The 16,068-nt window shown below is 71.1% G+C and carries 18 protein-coding genes and 1 tRNA gene; 7 read left to right on the forward strand and 12 right to left on the reverse strand.

The window, feature by feature from the left end:
• Positions 1–377: 377 nt before the first annotated feature.
• The 4 genes from ACFXA3_RS13675 to ACFXA3_RS13690 form a co-directional block, all read right to left on the reverse strand.
• Positions 378–1,079, reverse strand: coding sequence for a DUF1707 domain-containing protein (locus tag ACFXA3_RS13675; protein ID WP_385186290.1), 702 nt, complete (start codon positions 1,077–1,079; stop codon positions 378–380).
• A gap of 87 nt (positions 1,080–1,166) precedes the next feature.
• Complete coding sequence (locus tag ACFXA3_RS13680; protein ID WP_385186292.1) at positions 1,167–2,132, reverse strand: ATP-binding cassette domain-containing protein; 966 nt, start codon at positions 2,130–2,132, stop codon at positions 1,167–1,169.
• Between the two features lie 3 nt (positions 2,133–2,135).
• Positions 2,136–2,981 carry an ABC transporter permease gene (locus ACFXA3_RS13685; RefSeq protein WP_385186328.1) on the reverse strand — a complete coding sequence of 282 codons (846 nt, stop codon included), beginning with the start codon at positions 2,979–2,981 and terminating at the stop codon, positions 2,136–2,138.
• Positions 2,982–3,027: 46 nt separating this feature from the next.
• On the reverse strand, positions 3,028–3,855 hold the full coding sequence (locus ACFXA3_RS13690; protein WP_385186294.1) for an ABC transporter permease: 828 nt from the start codon (positions 3,853–3,855) through the stop codon (positions 3,028–3,030).
• Positions 3,856–4,030: 175 nt separating this feature from the next.
• Between ACFXA3_RS13690 and ACFXA3_RS13695 the strand changes: the two genes are divergently transcribed.
• Positions 4,031–6,514 carry a transglycosylase domain-containing protein gene (locus ACFXA3_RS13695; protein ID WP_385186297.1) on the forward strand — a complete coding sequence of 828 codons (2,484 nt, stop codon included), beginning with the start codon at positions 4,031–4,033 and terminating at the stop codon, positions 6,512–6,514.
• 10 nt (positions 6,515–6,524) lie between these two features.
• On the opposite strand, the gene ACFXA3_RS13700 is transcribed toward ACFXA3_RS13695, so the two are convergent.
• The 3 genes from ACFXA3_RS13700 to ACFXA3_RS13710 form a co-directional block, all read right to left on the reverse strand.
• A complete protein-coding gene (locus ACFXA3_RS13700; RefSeq protein WP_030158619.1) occupies positions 6,525–6,845 on the reverse strand; it encodes a multidrug efflux SMR transporter in 321 nt (106 codons plus the stop codon).
• 174 nt (positions 6,846–7,019) lie between these two features.
• Positions 7,020–7,322, reverse strand: a complete 303-nt coding sequence (locus ACFXA3_RS13705; RefSeq protein ID WP_048475576.1) for a co-chaperone GroES — start codon at positions 7,320–7,322, stop codon at positions 7,020–7,022.
• 94 nt (positions 7,323–7,416) lie between these two features.
• Positions 7,417–7,734 carry a DUF3618 domain-containing protein gene (locus ACFXA3_RS13710; protein ID WP_385186300.1) on the reverse strand — a complete coding sequence of 106 codons (318 nt, stop codon included), beginning with the start codon at positions 7,732–7,734 and terminating at the stop codon, positions 7,417–7,419.
• Between the two features lie 108 nt (positions 7,735–7,842).
• Between ACFXA3_RS13710 and bcp the strand changes: the two genes are divergently transcribed.
• Positions 7,843–8,310 carry a thioredoxin-dependent thiol peroxidase gene (gene bcp / locus ACFXA3_RS13715; RefSeq protein WP_385186303.1) on the forward strand — a complete coding sequence of 156 codons (468 nt, stop codon included), beginning with the start codon at positions 7,843–7,845 and terminating at the stop codon, positions 8,308–8,310.
• 97 nt (positions 8,311–8,407) lie between these two features.
• Positions 8,408–8,491, forward strand: a tRNA-Leu gene (locus ACFXA3_RS13720).
• A gap of 76 nt (positions 8,492–8,567) precedes the next feature.
• On the opposite strand, the gene rdgB is transcribed toward ACFXA3_RS13720, so the two are convergent.
• From rdgB to ACFXA3_RS13740, 4 genes are all read right to left on the reverse strand, one after another.
• Complete coding sequence (gene rdgB, locus ACFXA3_RS13725; protein WP_385186306.1) at positions 8,568–9,173, reverse strand: RdgB/HAM1 family non-canonical purine NTP pyrophosphatase; 606 nt, start codon at positions 9,171–9,173, stop codon at positions 8,568–8,570.
• A gap of 50 nt (positions 9,174–9,223) precedes the next feature.
• Positions 9,224–9,610 (reverse strand): hypothetical protein, encoded by a 387-nt coding sequence (locus ACFXA3_RS13730; RefSeq protein WP_385186308.1) that lies wholly within the window; start codon positions 9,608–9,610, stop codon positions 9,224–9,226.
• Between the two features lie 138 nt (positions 9,611–9,748).
• Positions 9,749–10,474: a ribonuclease PH gene (gene rph, locus ACFXA3_RS13735; protein ID WP_030299875.1), complete on the reverse strand. Its 726-nt coding sequence runs from the start codon at positions 10,472–10,474 to the stop codon at positions 9,749–9,751.
• Positions 10,475–10,614: 140 nt separating this feature from the next.
• Positions 10,615–10,902: a glucose PTS transporter subunit EIIB gene (locus tag ACFXA3_RS13740; protein ID WP_385186332.1), complete on the reverse strand. Its 288-nt coding sequence runs from the start codon at positions 10,900–10,902 to the stop codon at positions 10,615–10,617.
• Positions 10,903–11,093: 191 nt separating this feature from the next.
• Between ACFXA3_RS13740 and ACFXA3_RS13745 the strand changes: the two genes are divergently transcribed.
• Together ACFXA3_RS13745 and ACFXA3_RS13750 are read left to right on the forward strand one after the other, a co-directional pair.
• Complete coding sequence (locus ACFXA3_RS13745) at positions 11,094–12,395, forward strand: PTS transporter subunit EIIC (RefSeq protein ID WP_385186313.1); 1,302 nt, start codon at positions 11,094–11,096, stop codon at positions 12,393–12,395.
• Between the two features lie 285 nt (positions 12,396–12,680).
• Positions 12,681–13,937, forward strand: a complete 1,257-nt coding sequence (locus ACFXA3_RS13750; protein ID WP_385186316.1) for a PTS transporter subunit EIIC — start codon at positions 12,681–12,683, stop codon at positions 13,935–13,937.
• Between the two features lie 95 nt (positions 13,938–14,032).
• Here the strand turns inward: ACFXA3_RS13750 and ACFXA3_RS13755 are convergent, their stop codons facing one another.
• Positions 14,033–14,785 carry an MBL fold metallo-hydrolase gene (locus ACFXA3_RS13755; RefSeq protein ID WP_385186319.1) on the reverse strand — a complete coding sequence of 251 codons (753 nt, stop codon included), beginning with the start codon at positions 14,783–14,785 and terminating at the stop codon, positions 14,033–14,035.
• Positions 14,786–14,990: 205 nt separating this feature from the next.
• Here ACFXA3_RS13755 and ACFXA3_RS13760 point away from each other — a divergent pair, with 205 nt between their 5' ends.
• Positions 14,991–15,422: a hypothetical protein gene (locus tag ACFXA3_RS13760; protein ID WP_385186322.1), complete on the forward strand. Its 432-nt coding sequence runs from the start codon at positions 14,991–14,993 to the stop codon at positions 15,420–15,422.
• Positions 15,422–15,772 carry a DUF488 domain-containing protein gene (locus ACFXA3_RS13765; protein ID WP_385186325.1) on the forward strand — a complete coding sequence of 117 codons (351 nt, stop codon included), beginning with the start codon at positions 15,422–15,424 and terminating at the stop codon, positions 15,770–15,772. Before ACFXA3_RS13760 ends, ACFXA3_RS13765 begins: the two co-directional genes overlap by 1 nt.
• Positions 15,773–16,068: the final 296 nt, after the last annotated feature.

Consider the following 16,068-nt stretch of genomic DNA (forward strand, 5'->3'; position numbering starts at 1 on the left):
ATGAGCCAGGTGCTGCGCGACCAGGACCAGCAGGCCGGTGGCGGTGGTCTTCATGCGGCGGACGCCGCGGCGGCGCTCCTCGTCGGCCTCGCTGAACACGAAGCCGCCTGGGCCGGCCCCTGTGATGCGGTTGTCCACGTGCTCCTCCCTTCCCCCGGGCGCCTGTTTTGTCTGCATAGCATCCGACTCCCCGGAGCCCCGGGGAGTTCCCGGCGCGCCGATTCTCCGTACGGGCGCACGTGGCGGCTCGCGCCCCGCCGGGGCCTCCGGGGCCGCCGGGCCAGGCGGGTACGCCCAAGGGGTACGGGTCCGGGTCCGGCCCGGCCCTGGGCCCCGGCTCCCGCCCGCCGTGGGGTGCCGGCTCGGGGGGGCGGGTTCTAGAGCTCCTTGCGGAGGTTGGGGCGGGATCCCTTGAGGGGCTTCGGGGACTTGGGGGGCTTGGGGAGTTTGACCTTGACCTCCACGCCGCCCCAGAAGGCCAGGCCCGTCACGACCACCCTCGGGGCGCCCGGGTCGGCCGGGCCGGGGGTGTCGCGCTGGTCGAAGGCGCCCATGAAGCCGAAGCCCCGGACGTCGACCTCCACGCCCGGCGGGACGGTGATCTCGATGCCGCCCATGATCGCGACGCAGTTGATGACCACCTCCCGCTCCGCGAAGTTCGCCTCGCGCAGGTCCAGTTCGCCGCTGCCCCAGAACGCCACCGCGTCGAGGCGTGCGGGAACCGTCCAGGTGCCCTTGCGCTGGAACGAGGACATCACCGCCACCGCCGCCGAAGCGGCCGCCGGCACTCCGGAGCCGCCGATCCGCGACGGCCACGAGCCGTCCGCGGGCGCCGGGGCGGCCGCCGCGAGGGGCATCGGCGCCCCGCCGGGCGCCGGCAGGTCCCGGGTCAGCGGCTCCAGCTCCGCGTACGTCTTCGACGTGTACGCGGCCTCCAGCCGCTCCTCGAACTCGTCCATGTCGATCCGGCCCTCGGCGACGGCGTCCCGCAGGCGCTCCACCACCCGTTCGCGGTCGGCGTCCGACGCCCTCAGCTCCGGCAACGGCTTCTCCGGCTTCTCCGGCCGCTCGTCAGTCATGGGGAACAGCCTATGCAGCCGCGCAAGGGAGTTGTACGGCCCAACCCGTGCCCGAACCCCGGCCCGCCCCTGATTTATCCCTGGCTCTCAGTCCCGCCCCGCGTACATCCTCGCGATCACGTCCTCGATGTCGGGTTCCCGCACCGAGAGGTCCAGGAGCGGGTACCGTGCGGCCACCTCCGCCACCAGGGGCGCGGCCGAGGTTCCCGCCGGGAAGGCGAGCCACTGGCGCGGGCCGTCCACCTTCACCACCCGCGCCCCCGGCACGCTGATCTCCGGAAGCTCCCGCTCCAGGTCCACCACCAGCGTCCGCTCGCTCTCCCCCATCGAGTGCAGGCCGGCCAGCGCCCCGTCGTACACCAGCCGCCCGTGGTCGATCACCATCACCCGCTCGCACAGCTGCTCGATGTCCTGGAGGTCGTGGGTCGTCAGGAGCACCGTCGTGCCGAGTTCCTCGTTCAACTGGCGCAGGAACCCCCGCACCTTCGTCTTGCTCACCAGATCGAGCCCGATCGTCGGCTCGTCCAGGTACAGCACGTCCGGATCGTGCAGCAGCGCCGCCGCGATGTCCCCGCGCATCCGCTGCCCCAGCGACAGCTGCCGTACCGGTACGTCCAGCAGCTCCGCCAGGTCCAGGCGGTCCACACAGCGCTCCAGGTTCTCCTCGAACCTGGCCTGCGGGATCCGGTACATCCGCCGCATCAGCCCGTACGAGTCCTTCAGCGGCAGGTCCCACCACAGCGTGGTCCGCTGCCCGAACACCACCCCGATCCGGTGCGCGAGCCGCATCCGCTCGCGCGCCGGGTCGATGCCCGCGACCCGCAGCCGGCCGCCGCTGGGGGTGAGGATGCCGGTGAGCATCTTGATCGTGGTCGACTTCCCGGCGCCGTTGGGCCCGATGTAGCCGACCACCTCCCCCCGCGCCACCTCGAAGCTGATCCCGTCCACGGCTCTGACCTGCCGTTTCTCCCGGCGCATCAGGCCCACCCGGCGCCGCACGTCGAAGACCTTCTCGACCCCGTCCACCTCGATCAGCACGTCGTTGCCCGCCACCGCTCAGCTCCCTGTACTCCGGTACGAACGAAGACCCGCGCGCCACGCCAGTGACGCGGGTACGAACACCACCACCGCCACCAGCGGGCTCAGGAACGACACCCACCCCGGCAGCCCCAGCGGATACGGCCGCCCCAGCACGTACAGGGCCGGCAGCCAGTTCACGAAGGCCAGCGGCACGATGAAGGTGACCCCGCGCAGCAGGTCCGCCGCGAACACCGTCGGCGGGTACTGGAGCATCGTGTTCCCGCCGTACGTGAAGGAGTTCTGCACCTCCGCCGCGTCCCCGGCGACGAACTGGAACGCCGCCCCGGCCACCATCACCGCTCCGAAGATCGCGGCCCCGGCCACGACCATCACGGGCACCAGCAGCACCTTCCCGGCCGTCCAGTCCACGTCCAGCACCGCGAGCGACCACACCAGTACCGCCAGGCCCTGCCCGGTCCGCCCCACCCGGCGCAGCGCGAAGCGGTCCGCGGCGACCTGGGCGAGCACGGGGACCGGGCGCACCAGCATGGTGTCCAGCGATCCGTCGCGGATGCGGACGCCGACCCGGTGCGTATTTCCGAGGACCAGGTCCGCGATCCCCAGGGAGACCGAGGAGGACCCGTACAGCAGGGCGATCTCGGGCAGCGTGAAGCCGCCGAGCGCGTCCACGTGCGAGAACATGATCCAGATCGCGACGAAGTCGAGGAGCTGGATCGCCGCGTTCCCGAAGGCGGACAGGAAGAACGACGTCCGGTACGCCATCGTCGACCGGACCCACATCGCGACGATCAGCCCGTAGCCGCGCAGCCCCTCCACCGTACGACTGCGCTTCGGCACGTCGACCGGGGCGTCGAGGGGCAGGCGGCCCCCGCGCCCGGTCGCCGCCCCCGGTACCACCTCGGCCGCATCAGCCACCCTGGACCACCACCTTCCGCGTGGCCGCGGACTGCAACAGCCGTCCCGCGCCCAGCAGTACGAGCACCCACGCCGCCTGGAAGCCCAGCGCACCCACCGCGCTCCCGGCCCCGGCGTGCTCGCCCATCAGCACGTCCAGCGGCACCTGGATCATCGCCGACCACGGCAGCAGGCGGACGAACTCCCCGAAGCCGCCCGGGAACACCGTCAGCGGCAGCAGCATCCCGGAGAAGAAGATCGTGACCACGGTGGCCATCAGGTTGATGCCCGTGCCGTCCATCAGCCAGAACGCGGCCAGCCCCAGCAGGTACCGCACCGCGAAGCTGACGAGCAGCCCGAGGGTCACGGAGAGCAGGAACAGCAGCCAGCGCAGCACGTCGGCGGGCAGGGCCAGTTGGAAGGCCAGCGCCCCCGCCAGCAGGGGCACCGCTCCGCGCCCGAGCAGCTGGAAGCCCGCCCGCCCCAGATCGGCCGCGAGCCACCACAGCTGGAGGTCGGCCGGCCGGTACAGGTCGACGGCGATGTCACCGGTGCGAATGCGTTCCTGCATCTCCTCCTGGAAGCCGCCGCCGATCAGCGCGCCCGCGGCGAGCAGGGACTGGCTCACCCAGACGAAGGTCAGGGCCTGCGCCTGGTCGTAACCGCCCAGTCCGGGCCGCTCGTCCCACAGCGCGACGTACGTGTAGGCGAGGATGAAGCCGAAGACGGTGTTGGTGAACACCCCTGCCGCCGTCGCCGTCCCGTAGGTGGCGTAGCGCCGGAACCCGCCGGCCGCGACGGCCGGATAGAGCCATGCTCTGCGAGCCGTTCCCTGGCGCACCGTATCCCCTCCGTTTTCCGGGTCGTTCCTACGTCGGCCAAAGCGCGCGAGCTTAGTGCGGAGGGGCGATCCACGCGACCGATTTACGCCCGTCCGACGCGGAATGAGTGGCCATCGGGTAGACAGCATGAGGTACAGACGTGGATATTTCGTACGGCGTCGAGGAGTCCTGGCGATGAGCGACCAGTCACCACCACCGGGCTGGAACCCTCGTGACCCGGACACCCCCCGAGGGCCTCGCGCGCAGCCGCGGCCCCAGTCCCCGGCGACGCCCCCGGGCCGGAACCGGGGCCGCAACCAGGGCCGGGACCAAGGCGGGAACCAGGGTCCCAACAGCGACCGCAAGGCCCGCAGGGACGCCAAGAGGGCCGAGCGGCAATGGAAGCGGACCGGCTGGCGCCGTCTGGTCCCGACCTGGCGGATGGTCCTCGGCGCCGTCCTGCTGCTCGCCCTGCTCGTCGTCGGCGGGCTCGTCGCCGGCTACCTGCTGGTCCACATCCCGCCCGCCAACGCCGCCGCGACCGCGCAGTCCAACCTCTACCTCTACGCCGACGGCTCCCAGCTCGCCCGCGACGGCGAGGTCAACCGCGTCAACGTCCCGCTCTCGCAGATCCCCCGCACGGTGCAGGAGGCCGTACTGGCCGCCGAGGACCGGGACTTCTACTCCGAACGGGCGGTCGACCCCAAGGCGATGCTCCGCGCCGCCTGGAACACGGCGACCGGCAAGGGCACCCAGTCCGGCTCGACCATCACCCAGCAGTACGTCAAGAACTACTACCTGGGCCAGGAACAGACGATCAAGCGGAAGGTCAAGGAGTTCTTCATCGCGATCAAACTCGGTCGCGAGAAGTCGAAGGACTACATCCTGGAGGGCTACCTCAACACCAGCTACTTCGGCCGCAACGCGTACGGCATCCAGGCCGCCGCCCAGGCCTACTACGGCAAGGACGTCGGCAAACTCACCACCGCCGAGGGCGCGTACCTCGCCACCCTCCTCAACTCCCCCAGCGCCTTCGACGTCGTGTCCCACCCGCAGAGCCGCGACCGCGCGCTCGCCCGCTGGAACTACGTCCTCGACGGCATGGTCAAGAAGCAGTGGCTGCCCGCCGCCGAGCGCAGCGCCACCCGCTTCCCCGAACCCGGCAAGGTCCGCCCGGCCGCCGGACTCTCCGGCCAGCGCGGCTACCTCGTCGAAGCCGTCAAGGACTACATCGTCGACCACAAGATCCTCGACGAGAAGACGCTCGCCGAGGGCGGCTACCGCATCACCACCACCATCGACAAGCGCCGCCAGAACGCCTTCGTCGACGCCGTCGACGAGAAGATGGCCGACGACCTCGACCCGCAGGCGCGCAAGGCCGACCGCGTCGTTCGGGCCGGCGGGGTCTCCATCGACCCGGCCACCGGCAAGGTCGTCGCCCTGTACGGGGGCGTCGACTACACCAAGCAGTACGTCAACAACGCGACCCGGCACGACTACCAGGTGGCCTCCACCTTCAAGCCGTTCGTGTTCGCCTCCGCCGTCGAGAACGACTCCCGCACCCAGGACGGCCGCCGGATCACCCCCAACACCATCTACAACGGCGACAACCGGCGGCCCGTCGTCGGCGGCCGGATCCGCTTCGCCCCCGAGAACGAGGGCCAGGTGTCGTACGGCCCGATCACCGTCAACACCGCCACCGACCTCTCCGTCAACGCCGTCTACGCCCAGATGGCCGTGGACGTGGGCACCAGCAAGGTCAAGCAGACCGCCATCGCGCTGGGCATCCCCGAGAACACCCCGAACTTCCTGCCCGTCCCGGCCATCGCGCTCGGCACGCTCCAGGCCAGCGTCCTGGACATGACCCAGGCCTACGCGACCCTCGCCGACCACGGCCGCTACACGCCGTACACCTTCGTCGAGAAGATCACCAAGGGCAGTGACAGCGTCCCGCTGCCCGACCGCACCCCGAAGCAGGCCATCAGCCGCGAGGCCGCCGACACCACCACGTCCATGCTGGTCAGCGTCGTCGACAACGGCACCGGTACGGCCGCCCTCGCCGCCGGGCACCCCGCCGCCGGCAAGACCGGCACCGGCGAACTGGACCGCTCCGCCTGGTTCGCGGCGTACACCCCGGACCTGGTCACGGTCGTCTCGATGATGGGCCAGGACCCCGACACGGGCACCCTGGAATCCCTGTACGGGGCGCTCGGCGAGGCCCGCATCGGGGGCGGCGGCTACCCGGCCCGGATCTGGGCGCAGTACACGAAGACGGCCCTGGAGGGCAGCGACCCCCAGGACTTCGACCTCGAACTCGAACCGGGTGCGGCGCCGTCACCGCCGCCGGTGGTCCCCAGCAGCCCCGAGCCCACGCCGGACGAGGAGAGCACCCCGCAGTCCCCGGCCCCGCCGAGCCGCCCGGAGCGGCCGGACCGGCCGACGCCGCCCACCGGCGGCCAGGGCCGGAACCAGGGCCAGGACCAAGGCCAGGACCAGGGACAGGACACCGGCGGCCAGGGCACGGAGGGCGACACCACCGCGGGCCGGACCGACGCGGGCACCTCCACCGGGACGAGCGCGGGAACGACGTCAGGCACCACGACGGGCGCCACGGCCGGCGCCCTGGGCGGCGTCACCGGCGGCCTGCGCGGCCGCCCGCCCTCGGAGTACCTGGAATAGGCGCCCCGCGTCAGTGACCGGAGGTCGCCTTCAGCCCCACCACGGCCACCAGCAGCAGACAGATGAAGAAGATCCGGGCGGCGGTGACGGGCTCACCCAGCACCGCCATGCCGAGCACGGCCGCCCCGGCCGCGCCGATGCCCACCCATACGCCGTACGCGGTACCGATGGGCAGCGTCTTCGCCGCGTACGAGAGCAGCACCATGCTGGCGACGATCCCCGCACCGGTGAACACGCTCGGCCACAACCGGGTGAAGCCCTCCGTGAACTTCATACCGATCGACCAGCCGACCTCGAGCAGACCGGCGACGAGAAGCAGGACCCATGCCATGACAGGCACCTCCGGGACGAGAGCGAACGGGGTGCGTCGTCTTGTCCTGCGGCCAAGGCCACCCGGTACGGCGCGTCTCGTCGGGGTTCCCCACCACCGTAGCAAAACCCGTGCAAAAGGGCCGGTGACACCGGTCACCGGCCCTGCCCGCACGCGAAACGATCCCGAAGTGATCTAGAGGTACAGCCCGGTCGAGTCCTTGGACCCCTCCAGCCGCTCCGCGGCCACGGCGTGCAGGTCCCGCTCGCGCATCAGCACGTACGTCGCACCCCGCACCTCGACCTCGGCCCGGTCCTCGGGGTCGTACAGCACCCTGTCGCCCGGCTCCACACTGCGCACGTTCTGCCCGACCGCGACCACCTCGGCCCAGGCCAGCCGCTTGCCCACGGCAGCGGTCGCCGGGATCAGGATGCCGCCGCCCGAGCGCCGCTCGCCCTCGGGCGAATCGGACTTCACGAGCACACGGTCGTGCAGCATGCGGATCGGCAGCTTGTCGTGGGTGGTGGTGTTGGTGTCGTCGCTCACGCCACGAACCTACCCGTCCGCGCCCCGCCCGTACGCCGCAGGGTCATCAGCGCCTGCGCCGCGCCGAGGTCACGAGCACACCGACCACACCCACCGCGAGCAGCGCGACGGGCACGATCCGCTCGAAGCGCGGGGTGCCGTCCTCGTGCCGCATGCTGTCGCGCACGTCCGTCAGGAGACGGTTCACGGCGACGATGGCACGCCCGGCGGTGTGGTCGACCGTCGAGGCGACCTTGGCCTTCGCGTCCCCGATGATCGTCTGCGGGTGCATGCGCACGCCGATCTCGTCGAGCGTCTCGGCGAGCTGCTCGCGGCGGCGGACGATGTCCGCCTCGATCTGTGCGGGGGTCCTGGCTTCCGGCACCGCGCTGCCTCCGTCGTCGTCGGGTCGAGTGGGGGGCGTAGCCCACCATGAACAGTCTGTCAGCTTAGTCTCGGACCGTACCGATCCCCTCCCGAGGAGACTGTTGACATGAGCGAGCGACTCCAGCCGGGCGACACCGCCCCCGCCTTCACCCTGCCCGACGCGGACGGCAACGAGGTCTCGCTCGCCGACCACAAGGGCCGCAAGGTGATCGTGTACTTCTACCCGGCGGCGCTGACGCCGGGCTGCACGAAGCAGGCCTGCGACTTCACGGACAACCTGGCGGTTCTGGCCGAGGCCGGCTACGACGTCATCGGCGTGTCCCCCGACAAGCCGGAGAAGCTGGCGAAGTTCCGCGAGCAGGAGCACCTGAAGGTCACGCTGGTGGGCGACCCCGAGAAGCAGGTCCTGGAGGCCTACGGCGCGTTCGGGGAGAAGAAGCTGTACGGCAAGACGGTGACCGGCGTCATCCGGTCGACGGTGATCGTGGACGAGGAGGGCAAGGTGGAACGCGCCCTCTACAACGTCAAGGCGACGGGCCACGTAGCCAAGATCATCAAGGACCTCGGCATCTGACCGATTCCCGCCGGGATCCCACCCCGTTTCCCCGCCCCGCAGCCGTAGACTGACCGCAGCCACTCCGGGTCGATGTCCATATTGACCCGATTCGTGGGCGGTTGTGGTGGAATTGGCAGTCACGCTGGGTTTAGGTCCCAGTGGGTTAACACCCGTGGGGGTTCGAGTCCCCCCAACCGCATTCAGGGAAGGGCCCCGTACGCACCACTCGCGTACGGGGCCTTCCGCGTTGCCGCAGGGGGCGGCCGGGCGGGCGGTCAGGCCACCAGGGCGCGGATGAACGGGGTCAGGGCGCGGAAGGCCTGGCCGCGGTGGGAGATGGCGTTCTTTTCCGCCGGGGTGAGTTCCGCGCAGGTGCGGGTGTCGCCGTTCGGCTGGAGGATCGGGTCGTAGCCGAAGCCGCCCGTGCCCGCCGGGGCGTGGCGCAGGGTGCCGAGGAGGCGGCCCTCCACGACGCGTTCGGTGCCGTCCGGGAGGGCCAGGGCCGCCGCGCACGCGAAGTGGGCCCCGCGGTGTTCGTCGCCGATGTCCCCGAGCTGGGCGAGCAGCAGGTCCAGGTTTGCCTTGTCGTCGCCGTGCCGGCCCGCCCACCGCGCCGAGAAGATGCCGGGGGCGCCGTTCAGGACGTCCACGCAGAGCCCGGAGTCGTCGGCGATGGCCGGCAGGCCCGTGGCCCGGGCCAGGGCGTGGGCCTTGAGGAGGGCGTTCTCGGCGAAGCTGACGCCGGTTTCCTTGACGTCCGGGATCTCGGGGTACGCGTCCGCGCCGACCAGCTCGTACGGCAGGCCGGCGTCGGACAGGATGGCGTGGAGCTCGGCGACTTTGCCCGCGTTGCGGGTGGCGAGGATCAGGCGGCTGGTCATGCCGGCCATTATTCCGGCCGGCTGCCCGCGGACGCGGGCGCGGGCCCCGGTCAGCCCGGCGTGCAGACCTTCGACAGTTCCTTCGCCGCGTCGGCGACCGGCTGGATGTCCGGGTTGGGGTTGCCGTTCTCGATGGCGGTGCGGACGTTCTTGACCGCGGTGGTCATGGAGGAGACGGCCTTGCTCAGATCGGCGTTGTCCGTCTGGTCGCCGACCTTCTTGAGGTTCGTCTCGATCTGGGTCAGCGCGTTCTGGGCGTCCTGCGGGCTGTTGCCGGCCTGGGAGACCGCCTGCTGGAGGTCGTTGGCTCCGTCGGTGATGGCCACGGCCGTGTTCGCGCAGTCCATCGCGGTCGAGATCGCGTCGCAGGACGTCAGCGCCGGGACGGCCAGGGCCGCTGTCAGGACGACCGCCGCTATGCGGTGCTTCGGGTTCATGTTCGGGTCTCCCAGGGTGCCGAGAAGGACAGGGACGTGGGTACGAGGACGGGCGCACGGCTGTGACACCGTGCGCCCGTGTACAGGGAGACGCGCGAGCGCCCTCTGCGGTTCTGGCGGCCACCCGCCGGGGGGAGGCTAGAGCTGGAGGGCGCCCAGCTGGATGGCTTCGAGGTCGGCGCAGCCGCCGGCGGCCAGGTCCAGGAGCGCGTTGAGCTCCTTGCGGTCGAAGGGCTCGCCCTCGGCGGTGCCCTGGACCTCGACGAAGCGGCCGTCGCCGGTGCAGACCACGTTCATGTCGGTCTCGGCGCGCACGTCCTCCTCGTAGCAGAGGTCGAGCAGCGGGACGCCGTCGACGATGCCGACGCTGACGGCGGCGACGGTGCCGGTGAGCGGCTTGCGGCCGGCCTTGATCAGCTTCTTCTGCTGGCCCCAGGCGACGGCGTCGGCGAGGGCGACGTAGGCGCCGGTGATGGCGGCGGTGCGGGTGCCGCCGTCGGCCTGGAGGACGTCGCAGTCCAGGACGATGGTGTTCTCGCCGAGGGCCTTGTAGTCGATGACGGCGCGCAGGGAGCGGCCGATGAGGCGGGAGATCTCGTGGGTGCGGCCGCCGATCTTGCCGCGTACGGATTCGCGGTCGCCGCGGGTGTTGGTGGAGCGGGGCAGCATCGAGTACTCGGAGGTGACCCAGCCTTCGCCGCTGCCCTTGCGCCAGCGCGGGACGCCCTCGGTGAAGGAGGCGGTGCAGAAGACCTTGGTGTCGCCGAAGGAGATGAGGACGGAGCCCTCGGCGTGCTTGCTCCATCCCCGTTCGATGGTGACCGGGCGGAGCTGTTCGGGCGTGCGGCCGTCGATGCGAGACATGGGTCCGAGCCTAGTCGGTGCCGGGCCGGTGCCGGGCCGAGCCCGTGTCCGTGGACGGGGGCCCGGCCGCGGGTGCACGAAGACCCCGTCCGCGGATGTGCGGGACGGGGTCTCGTGGGGTGTGCGAGCGAGTGGTCAGCTCACATCATGTCTTCGATGTCGGCGGCGATCGGGTCGGCGTCGGTGCCGATGACGACCTGGATCGCGGTGCCCATCTTGACGACGCCGTGGGCGCCCGCGGCCTTCAGGGCGGCTTCGTCGACGAGGTCGGGGTTGGCGACCTCGGTGCGCAGGCGGGTGATGCAGCCTTCGACCTCTTCGATGTTGTCGATGCCGCCGAGCCCGGCGACGATCTTCTCAGCCTTGGTGGCCATGTTTTCTCCCTGAGTTCTACGAAGAACGAGTCTCGGCGGTCCAGGTCCAGCCAGCGCGGCCCGCTTTGTCACGGTAGCCCACTGTTGGCCCAGCTACGCGAGCGCGGGTCCCGCTTCTGCCGAATGATGACGATCAGCAGCGACCTGCCCTCCGGGCGGGCGAATGCGACCTCATCACAAGTGGTCTACACCAGTGTGCCGCACGGGGCGCACCTGCCCAAACGGGCTCGCCAGGGAGGACGTCGATGAGCGCGAGCAGCACCACGGCAGCACCGCAGCCGAAGTGGTGGAGCGGCTTGTACCCGGCGCTGCAGAAGATGGGGCGCAGTCTCCAGCTGCCGATCGCGGTCCTGCCCGCGGCGGGCCTCCTCAACGGGCTCGGGCAGCCGGGCGTCTTCGGCAAGGACGGCCTGAACTGGACGATCGTGGCCCGGGTGATGGTGGCCGCGGGTGGCGCCCTGCTGAACGCGGACCTCGGGCTGCCGCTGCTGTTCTGCATCGGCGTGGCGATCGGCATGGCGAAGAAGGCGGACGGTTCGACGGCGCTCGCGGCGGTCGCGGGCTTCCTGGTGTACCGGGGGGTGCTGCACGCCTTCCCCAACACGTGTCCGGCCGGCACCAGGGACATCGGGGGTGGCTGCCTCGGGCCGAACAACACGTTCGTGGAGTTCACGTACCAGAACCCGGGGGTGTTCGGCGGCATCATCATGGGCCTGCTGGCCGCCTGGTTCTGGCAGCGCTTCCACCGCGTCAGGCTGGTCGACTGGCTGGGCTTCTTCAACGGCCGCCGCCTGGTCCCGATCATCATGTCGTTCGTCGCGATCGGGTTCGCGGCGCTCTGCCTGTGGATCTGGCCGCCGGTCGGCAGCGCGCTGGAGACCTTCTCCGACTGGCTGGTGGGGCTGGGCTCCTGGGGCGCCGGCATCTTCGGCGTCGCCAACCGCGCGCTGCTGGTGATCGGCCTGCACCAGTTCCTGAACGTGCCGGTGTGGTTCCAGTTCGGCAGTTACACCAAGCCGGACGGGACGACGGTGCACGGCGACATCAACATGTTCCTGGCGGGCGACCCGAACGCGGGGCAGTTCCTGAGCGGCTTCTTCCCGATCATGATGTTCGCCCTGCCGGCGGCGGCGCTGGCGATCACGCACTGCGCGAAGCCGCAGCGGCGCAAGGAGGTCGGCGGCCTGATGCTGTCGGTGGCGCTGACCTCGTTCGTCACGGGGATCACCGAGCCGCTGGAGTACTCGTTCCTGTTCGTCGCGCCGGTGCTGTACGTGATCCACGCGCTGCTCACGGGTGCTTCGATGGCGGTGACGTGGGGGCTGGGGGTGCACGACGGGTTCAGCTTCTCGGCGGGCCTGATCGACTACCTCATCAACTTCAGCCTGGCGACGAAGCCGCTGCTGATCATTCCGATCGGCCTGGGGTTCGCCGCCGTCTACTACGCCGTATTCCGCTTCGCGATCACGAAGTTCGACATCCCCACGCCGGGACGGGAGTCGGACGAGGAGATCGCGGCGATGGAGGCGGAGAACACCAAGGCGTAGAACACGAAGACATAACGGCGCCGCGCCGCGCGAGGCCCTCGGATCCACGGATCCGGGGGTCTTCCGCTTGTCGTGGACCGCGGGCCGCCGCCATGGGCAGAGTGTGGCGTAGACCACAGGAAATCGAAGGTTCCTTATCTATCCCCGACCATGCTACAACTGGTCTACACCACCCATTGGTGTAGACCACGCAAGCCCGGGTCCGGAGCTCGCGTACCCCCATTTTGAGACGCCGCCGGCCCCCGTTCGTCCCCCGGGCGGCGCCTTGCCTTCTGGAGGAACCTCATGTCCACAGCCACCGCTGCGGAAAAGAAGAAGGGCGCGGGCGTGATGGCCGTCATGCAGCGCATCGGCCGGAGCCTCATGCTCCCCGTTGCGGTGCTGCCGGCGGCCGCGCTGCTCGTCCGTCTCGGCGACAAGGACATGCTCGGCGATCCCTCGCTGCCGACGCTCCTGACCAAGATAGCCGGATACATGTCCGCCGGCGGTGGCGCGATCCTCGACAACATGGCGCTGCTGTTCGCCGTCGGCATCGCGATCGGCTTCGCCAAGAAGTCCGACGGTTCGACCGCACTCGCCGCGGTGACCGGTTACCTGGTCTTCAAGAACGTGCTCGCCACGTTCACCGACTCGAACCTGCCGAAGGTCGCCAAGGCCGTCGACGGCAAGGTCGTCATGATCGAGGCCCCCGTCGACGCCAAGGTGCTCGGCGGTGTCGTCATGGGCATCGTGGTCGCCCTGATCTACCAGAAGTTCTACCGGACCAAGCTGCCCGAGTGGGCGGGCTTCTTCGGTGGCCGCCGCCTGGTCCCGATCCTCTCGGCCTTCGCCGGTCTGGTCATCGGCATCGTCTTCGGCCTGATCTGGCCGGTCCTCGGTACCGGTCTGCACAGCTTCGGTGAGTGGCTGGTCGGCTCCGGCGCCGTCGGCGCGGGCATCTTCGGTGTCGCCAACCGTGCGCTGATCCCGGTCGGCATGCACCACCTGCTGAACTCCTTCCCGTGGTTCCAGGCGGGCGAGTACCAGGGCAAGAGCGGCGACATCTCCCGCTTCCTCGCCGGTGACCCGAGCGCCGGACAGTTCATGACCGGCTTCTTCCCGATCATGATGTTCGCCCTCCCGGCGGCCTGCCTCGCGATCGTCCACTGCGCCCGCCCCGAGCGCCGCAAGGTCGTCGGCGGCATGATGTTCTCCCTCGCGCTGACCTCGTTCGTCACCGGTGTGACCGAGCCGATCGAGTTCACGTTCATGTTCATCGCCCCGGTCCTGTACGCGATCCACGCGGTGCTGACCGGTGTCTCGATGGCCCTGACGTGGGGCCTCGGCATGAAGGACGGCTTCGGCTTCTCCGCCGGCGCCATCGACTACCTGCTGAACCTGGGCAAGGCCACCAACCCGCTGGGCCTGGCGTTCGTCGGCCTGTGCTTCGCGGCCGTCTACTACGTGGTCTTCCGCTTCGCGATCACGAAGTTCAACCTCCCGACGCCGGGCCGCGAGTCCGACGAGGAGCTCGCCGAGCTGCTCAAGGCCGAGGCCAAGTAACCACGGCACCGCGCACGGCGAAGCCCCCGCTCTCCCCTCCGGGAGGGCGGGGGCTTCGGCGTACGGGCGGCGGTGCGCCGGACCGCGACGGTGCGTCAGACCTCGTAGACGGCGCCCGCGTACGCCAGGTCGACCGGGCCGTCGTAGACCTCGCGGGCGTCGGCGATGTTGCGGCGGGCGTCGGTCCACGGCGGGATGTGCGTCAGGACGAGCCGGCCGACCCCGCCGCCGCGCGCGAACTCCCCCGCCTCGCGGCCGTTGAGGTGGAGGCCCGGGACGTCCTCCTTGCCGTGCGTGAAGGACGCCTCGCACAGGAACAGGTCGGTGCCCTCGGCGAGCATCCCCAGCTCGGGGCAGACGCCCGTGTCACCGGAGTACGTGAGGGAGCGGCCGCCGTGCTCGACGCGGATGCCGTAGGCCTCGACGGGGTGGCTGACCCGCTCGGTGCGGACCGTGAACGGGCCGATCTCGAAGCTGCCGGACTTCAGGGTCCGGAAGTCGAAGACCTCGCTCATCGAGCGCTCGTCGGGGACGTCCTCGTACGCGGTCGTCAGGCGCTTCTCGGTGCCTTCGGGACCGTAGACGGGGATGCTGCCGCAGCGGCCGCCCTCGTGGCGGTAGAAGCGGGCCACGAAGTAGGCGCACATGTCGATGCAGTGGTCGGCGTGCAGATGGCTCAGGAAGATGGCGTCGAGGTCGTAGAGACCGATGTGGCGCTGCAGCTCGCCGAGGGCGCCGTTGCCCATGTCGAGGAGCAGCCGGAAGCCGTCGGCCTCGACGAGGTAGCTCGAACAAGCCGATTCCGCGGACGGGAACGACCCCGAGCAGCCGACGACGGTGAGCTTCATGGAGCGTAAACCTCCGGGGACGGTCCGTGGACGGAATGCGGGCCGTGCGTGGGTCGAGCGTAAGGCGCGAAACGTCAGGTCGCTCCTCCGCGGCAGGCCGTTGTGGGGGGAATCACCTGTGCTGTCACCCGGGGGAGCGACGCTGGGCACGGACGTGCCGGTGCACTGCCGTGCCGGGGGGTGCGGGCACGGCTACCTTCGGAATATGGACACGTCCTGGTGGCCGGCGGCAGCTGCGGTGGTGGCCGTGGTGCTGGTGGTGCTGGTCGCGGGGCGTCGGCCGGCGGCCGCCCGAAGGGCCGCCCGGCGGGCCGCGCCGCAGCACGGACCGGGTGCGGCGCCGCAGCCGCAGGCCGGTGAGCTGTGGTCCCTCGCCGACGGGCGGCTGTGCCTGGTGCTGGCGGTGGCGTCCGTACGGGCCCACCGGGCGCGGGTCGCGTGGATCAGCGGGAAGTACGACGACCGGCGGGCCGGGGTGATCCCGCTGCCGCCGGGGACGGTCGGGGCCCAGGGGCGGGCGGGCTTCCTGGAGGCGGACCGGCCGGCCGAGGTGTCGGTGTGGGAGTTCGGGAGGCGGCTGGGCGTGCTGGATCCGGCGGTGTGGGACGAGGTCAAGGGACTCGGAGGTGGCGGCTGATGGGGGTGCGGGTGCGACGGGTCTACGACCCCCCGGAGCCGGGGACGGACGGCGTACGGGTCCTCGTGGACCGGCTGTGGCCGCGGGGCCTGGCGAAGGCGGTGGCGGCGGTCGACGAATGGCCGAAGGCGGTGACCCCGTCCGGGGAACTGCGGAAGTGGTTCCACGGCGGCGGCCCGGCGGAGGAGTTCCGGGCGCGGTACGAGGCGGAGCTGGCGGAGCCGGGGGCGGCGGCGGAGCTGGCCCGGCTGCGCGGCCTGGCCGAGGCGGGTCCGGTGACCCTCCTGACCGCGGTCAGGGACCCGGCCTCCAGCCACGCGGCCATCCTGGCGGACCTGCTGACCGGCTGACCGGCCCCGGCGGACCGCCGTCCGCGCCCCCGGGCCGTGCCTGCGGGGCACGGCGGGCAGGCCCCGGACCGCCGTCCGTGCCGTGCCCGCGGGCCGGTATCGGCCGTGCGCGGCCGGGTCCGGCCGTACGCCGTGGGCCTCCGGCCGGGGCGCGGCCAGCCCCGGGAGGCGGCGCCCGGAGCACCGTCCGGGCCGTGCCGCGGCCGGTGTCCGCCATGCGGTCCCGGCCCGGGAGCGGCCAGGCCCGGCCGTACGCCGTGCGCCTCCGGCCCGGGCGCGGCCAGCCCCGGGGGGGC

Origin of the sequence: Streptomyces sp. NPDC059456 (genome assembly GCF_042750055.1) — a bacterium.
Classification (GTDB): Bacteria; Actinomycetota; Actinomycetes; order Streptomycetales; family Streptomycetaceae; genus Streptomyces.

What these genes read in the sequence shown, in the direction of transcription:
- bcp (WP_385186303.1), top strand. Translation starts at nt 7,843, where the DNA reads ATGAGCGAGCGACTCCAGCCGGGCGACACCGCCCCCGCCTTCACCCTG.
- rdgB (WP_385186306.1), bottom strand. Translation starts at nt 9,173, where the DNA reads ATGACCAGCCGCCTGATCCTCGCCACCCGCAACGCGGGCAAAGTCGCC.
- ACFXA3_RS13695 (WP_385186297.1), top strand. Translation starts at nt 4,031, where the DNA reads ATGAGCGACCAGTCACCACCACCGGGCTGGAACCCTCGTGACCCGGAC.
- rph (WP_030299875.1), bottom strand. Translation starts at nt 10,474, where the DNA reads ATGTCTCGCATCGACGGCCGCACGCCCGAACAGCTCCGCCCGGTCACC.
- ACFXA3_RS13700 (WP_030158619.1), bottom strand. Translation starts at nt 6,845, where the DNA reads ATGGCATGGGTCCTGCTTCTCGTCGCCGGTCTGCTCGAGGTCGGCTGG.
- ACFXA3_RS13765 (WP_385186325.1), top strand. Translation starts at nt 15,422, where the DNA reads ATGGGGGTGCGGGTGCGACGGGTCTACGACCCCCCGGAGCCGGGGACG.
- ACFXA3_RS13705 (WP_048475576.1), bottom strand. Translation starts at nt 7,322, where the DNA reads ATGCTGCACGACCGTGTGCTCGTGAAGTCCGATTCGCCCGAGGGCGAG.
- ACFXA3_RS13745 (WP_385186313.1), top strand. Translation starts at nt 11,094, where the DNA reads ATGAGCGCGAGCAGCACCACGGCAGCACCGCAGCCGAAGTGGTGGAGC.
- ACFXA3_RS13760 (WP_385186322.1), top strand. Translation starts at nt 14,991, where the DNA reads ATGGACACGTCCTGGTGGCCGGCGGCAGCTGCGGTGGTGGCCGTGGTG.
- ACFXA3_RS13675 (WP_385186290.1), bottom strand. Translation starts at nt 1,079, where the DNA reads ATGACTGACGAGCGGCCGGAGAAGCCGGAGAAGCCGTTGCCGGAGCTG.
- ACFXA3_RS13750 (WP_385186316.1), top strand. Translation starts at nt 12,681, where the DNA reads ATGTCCACAGCCACCGCTGCGGAAAAGAAGAAGGGCGCGGGCGTGATG.
- ACFXA3_RS13755 (WP_385186319.1), bottom strand. Translation starts at nt 14,785, where the DNA reads ATGAAGCTCACCGTCGTCGGCTGCTCGGGGTCGTTCCCGTCCGCGGAA.
- ACFXA3_RS13730 (WP_385186308.1), bottom strand. Translation starts at nt 9,610, where the DNA reads ATGAACCCGAAGCACCGCATAGCGGCGGTCGTCCTGACAGCGGCCCTG.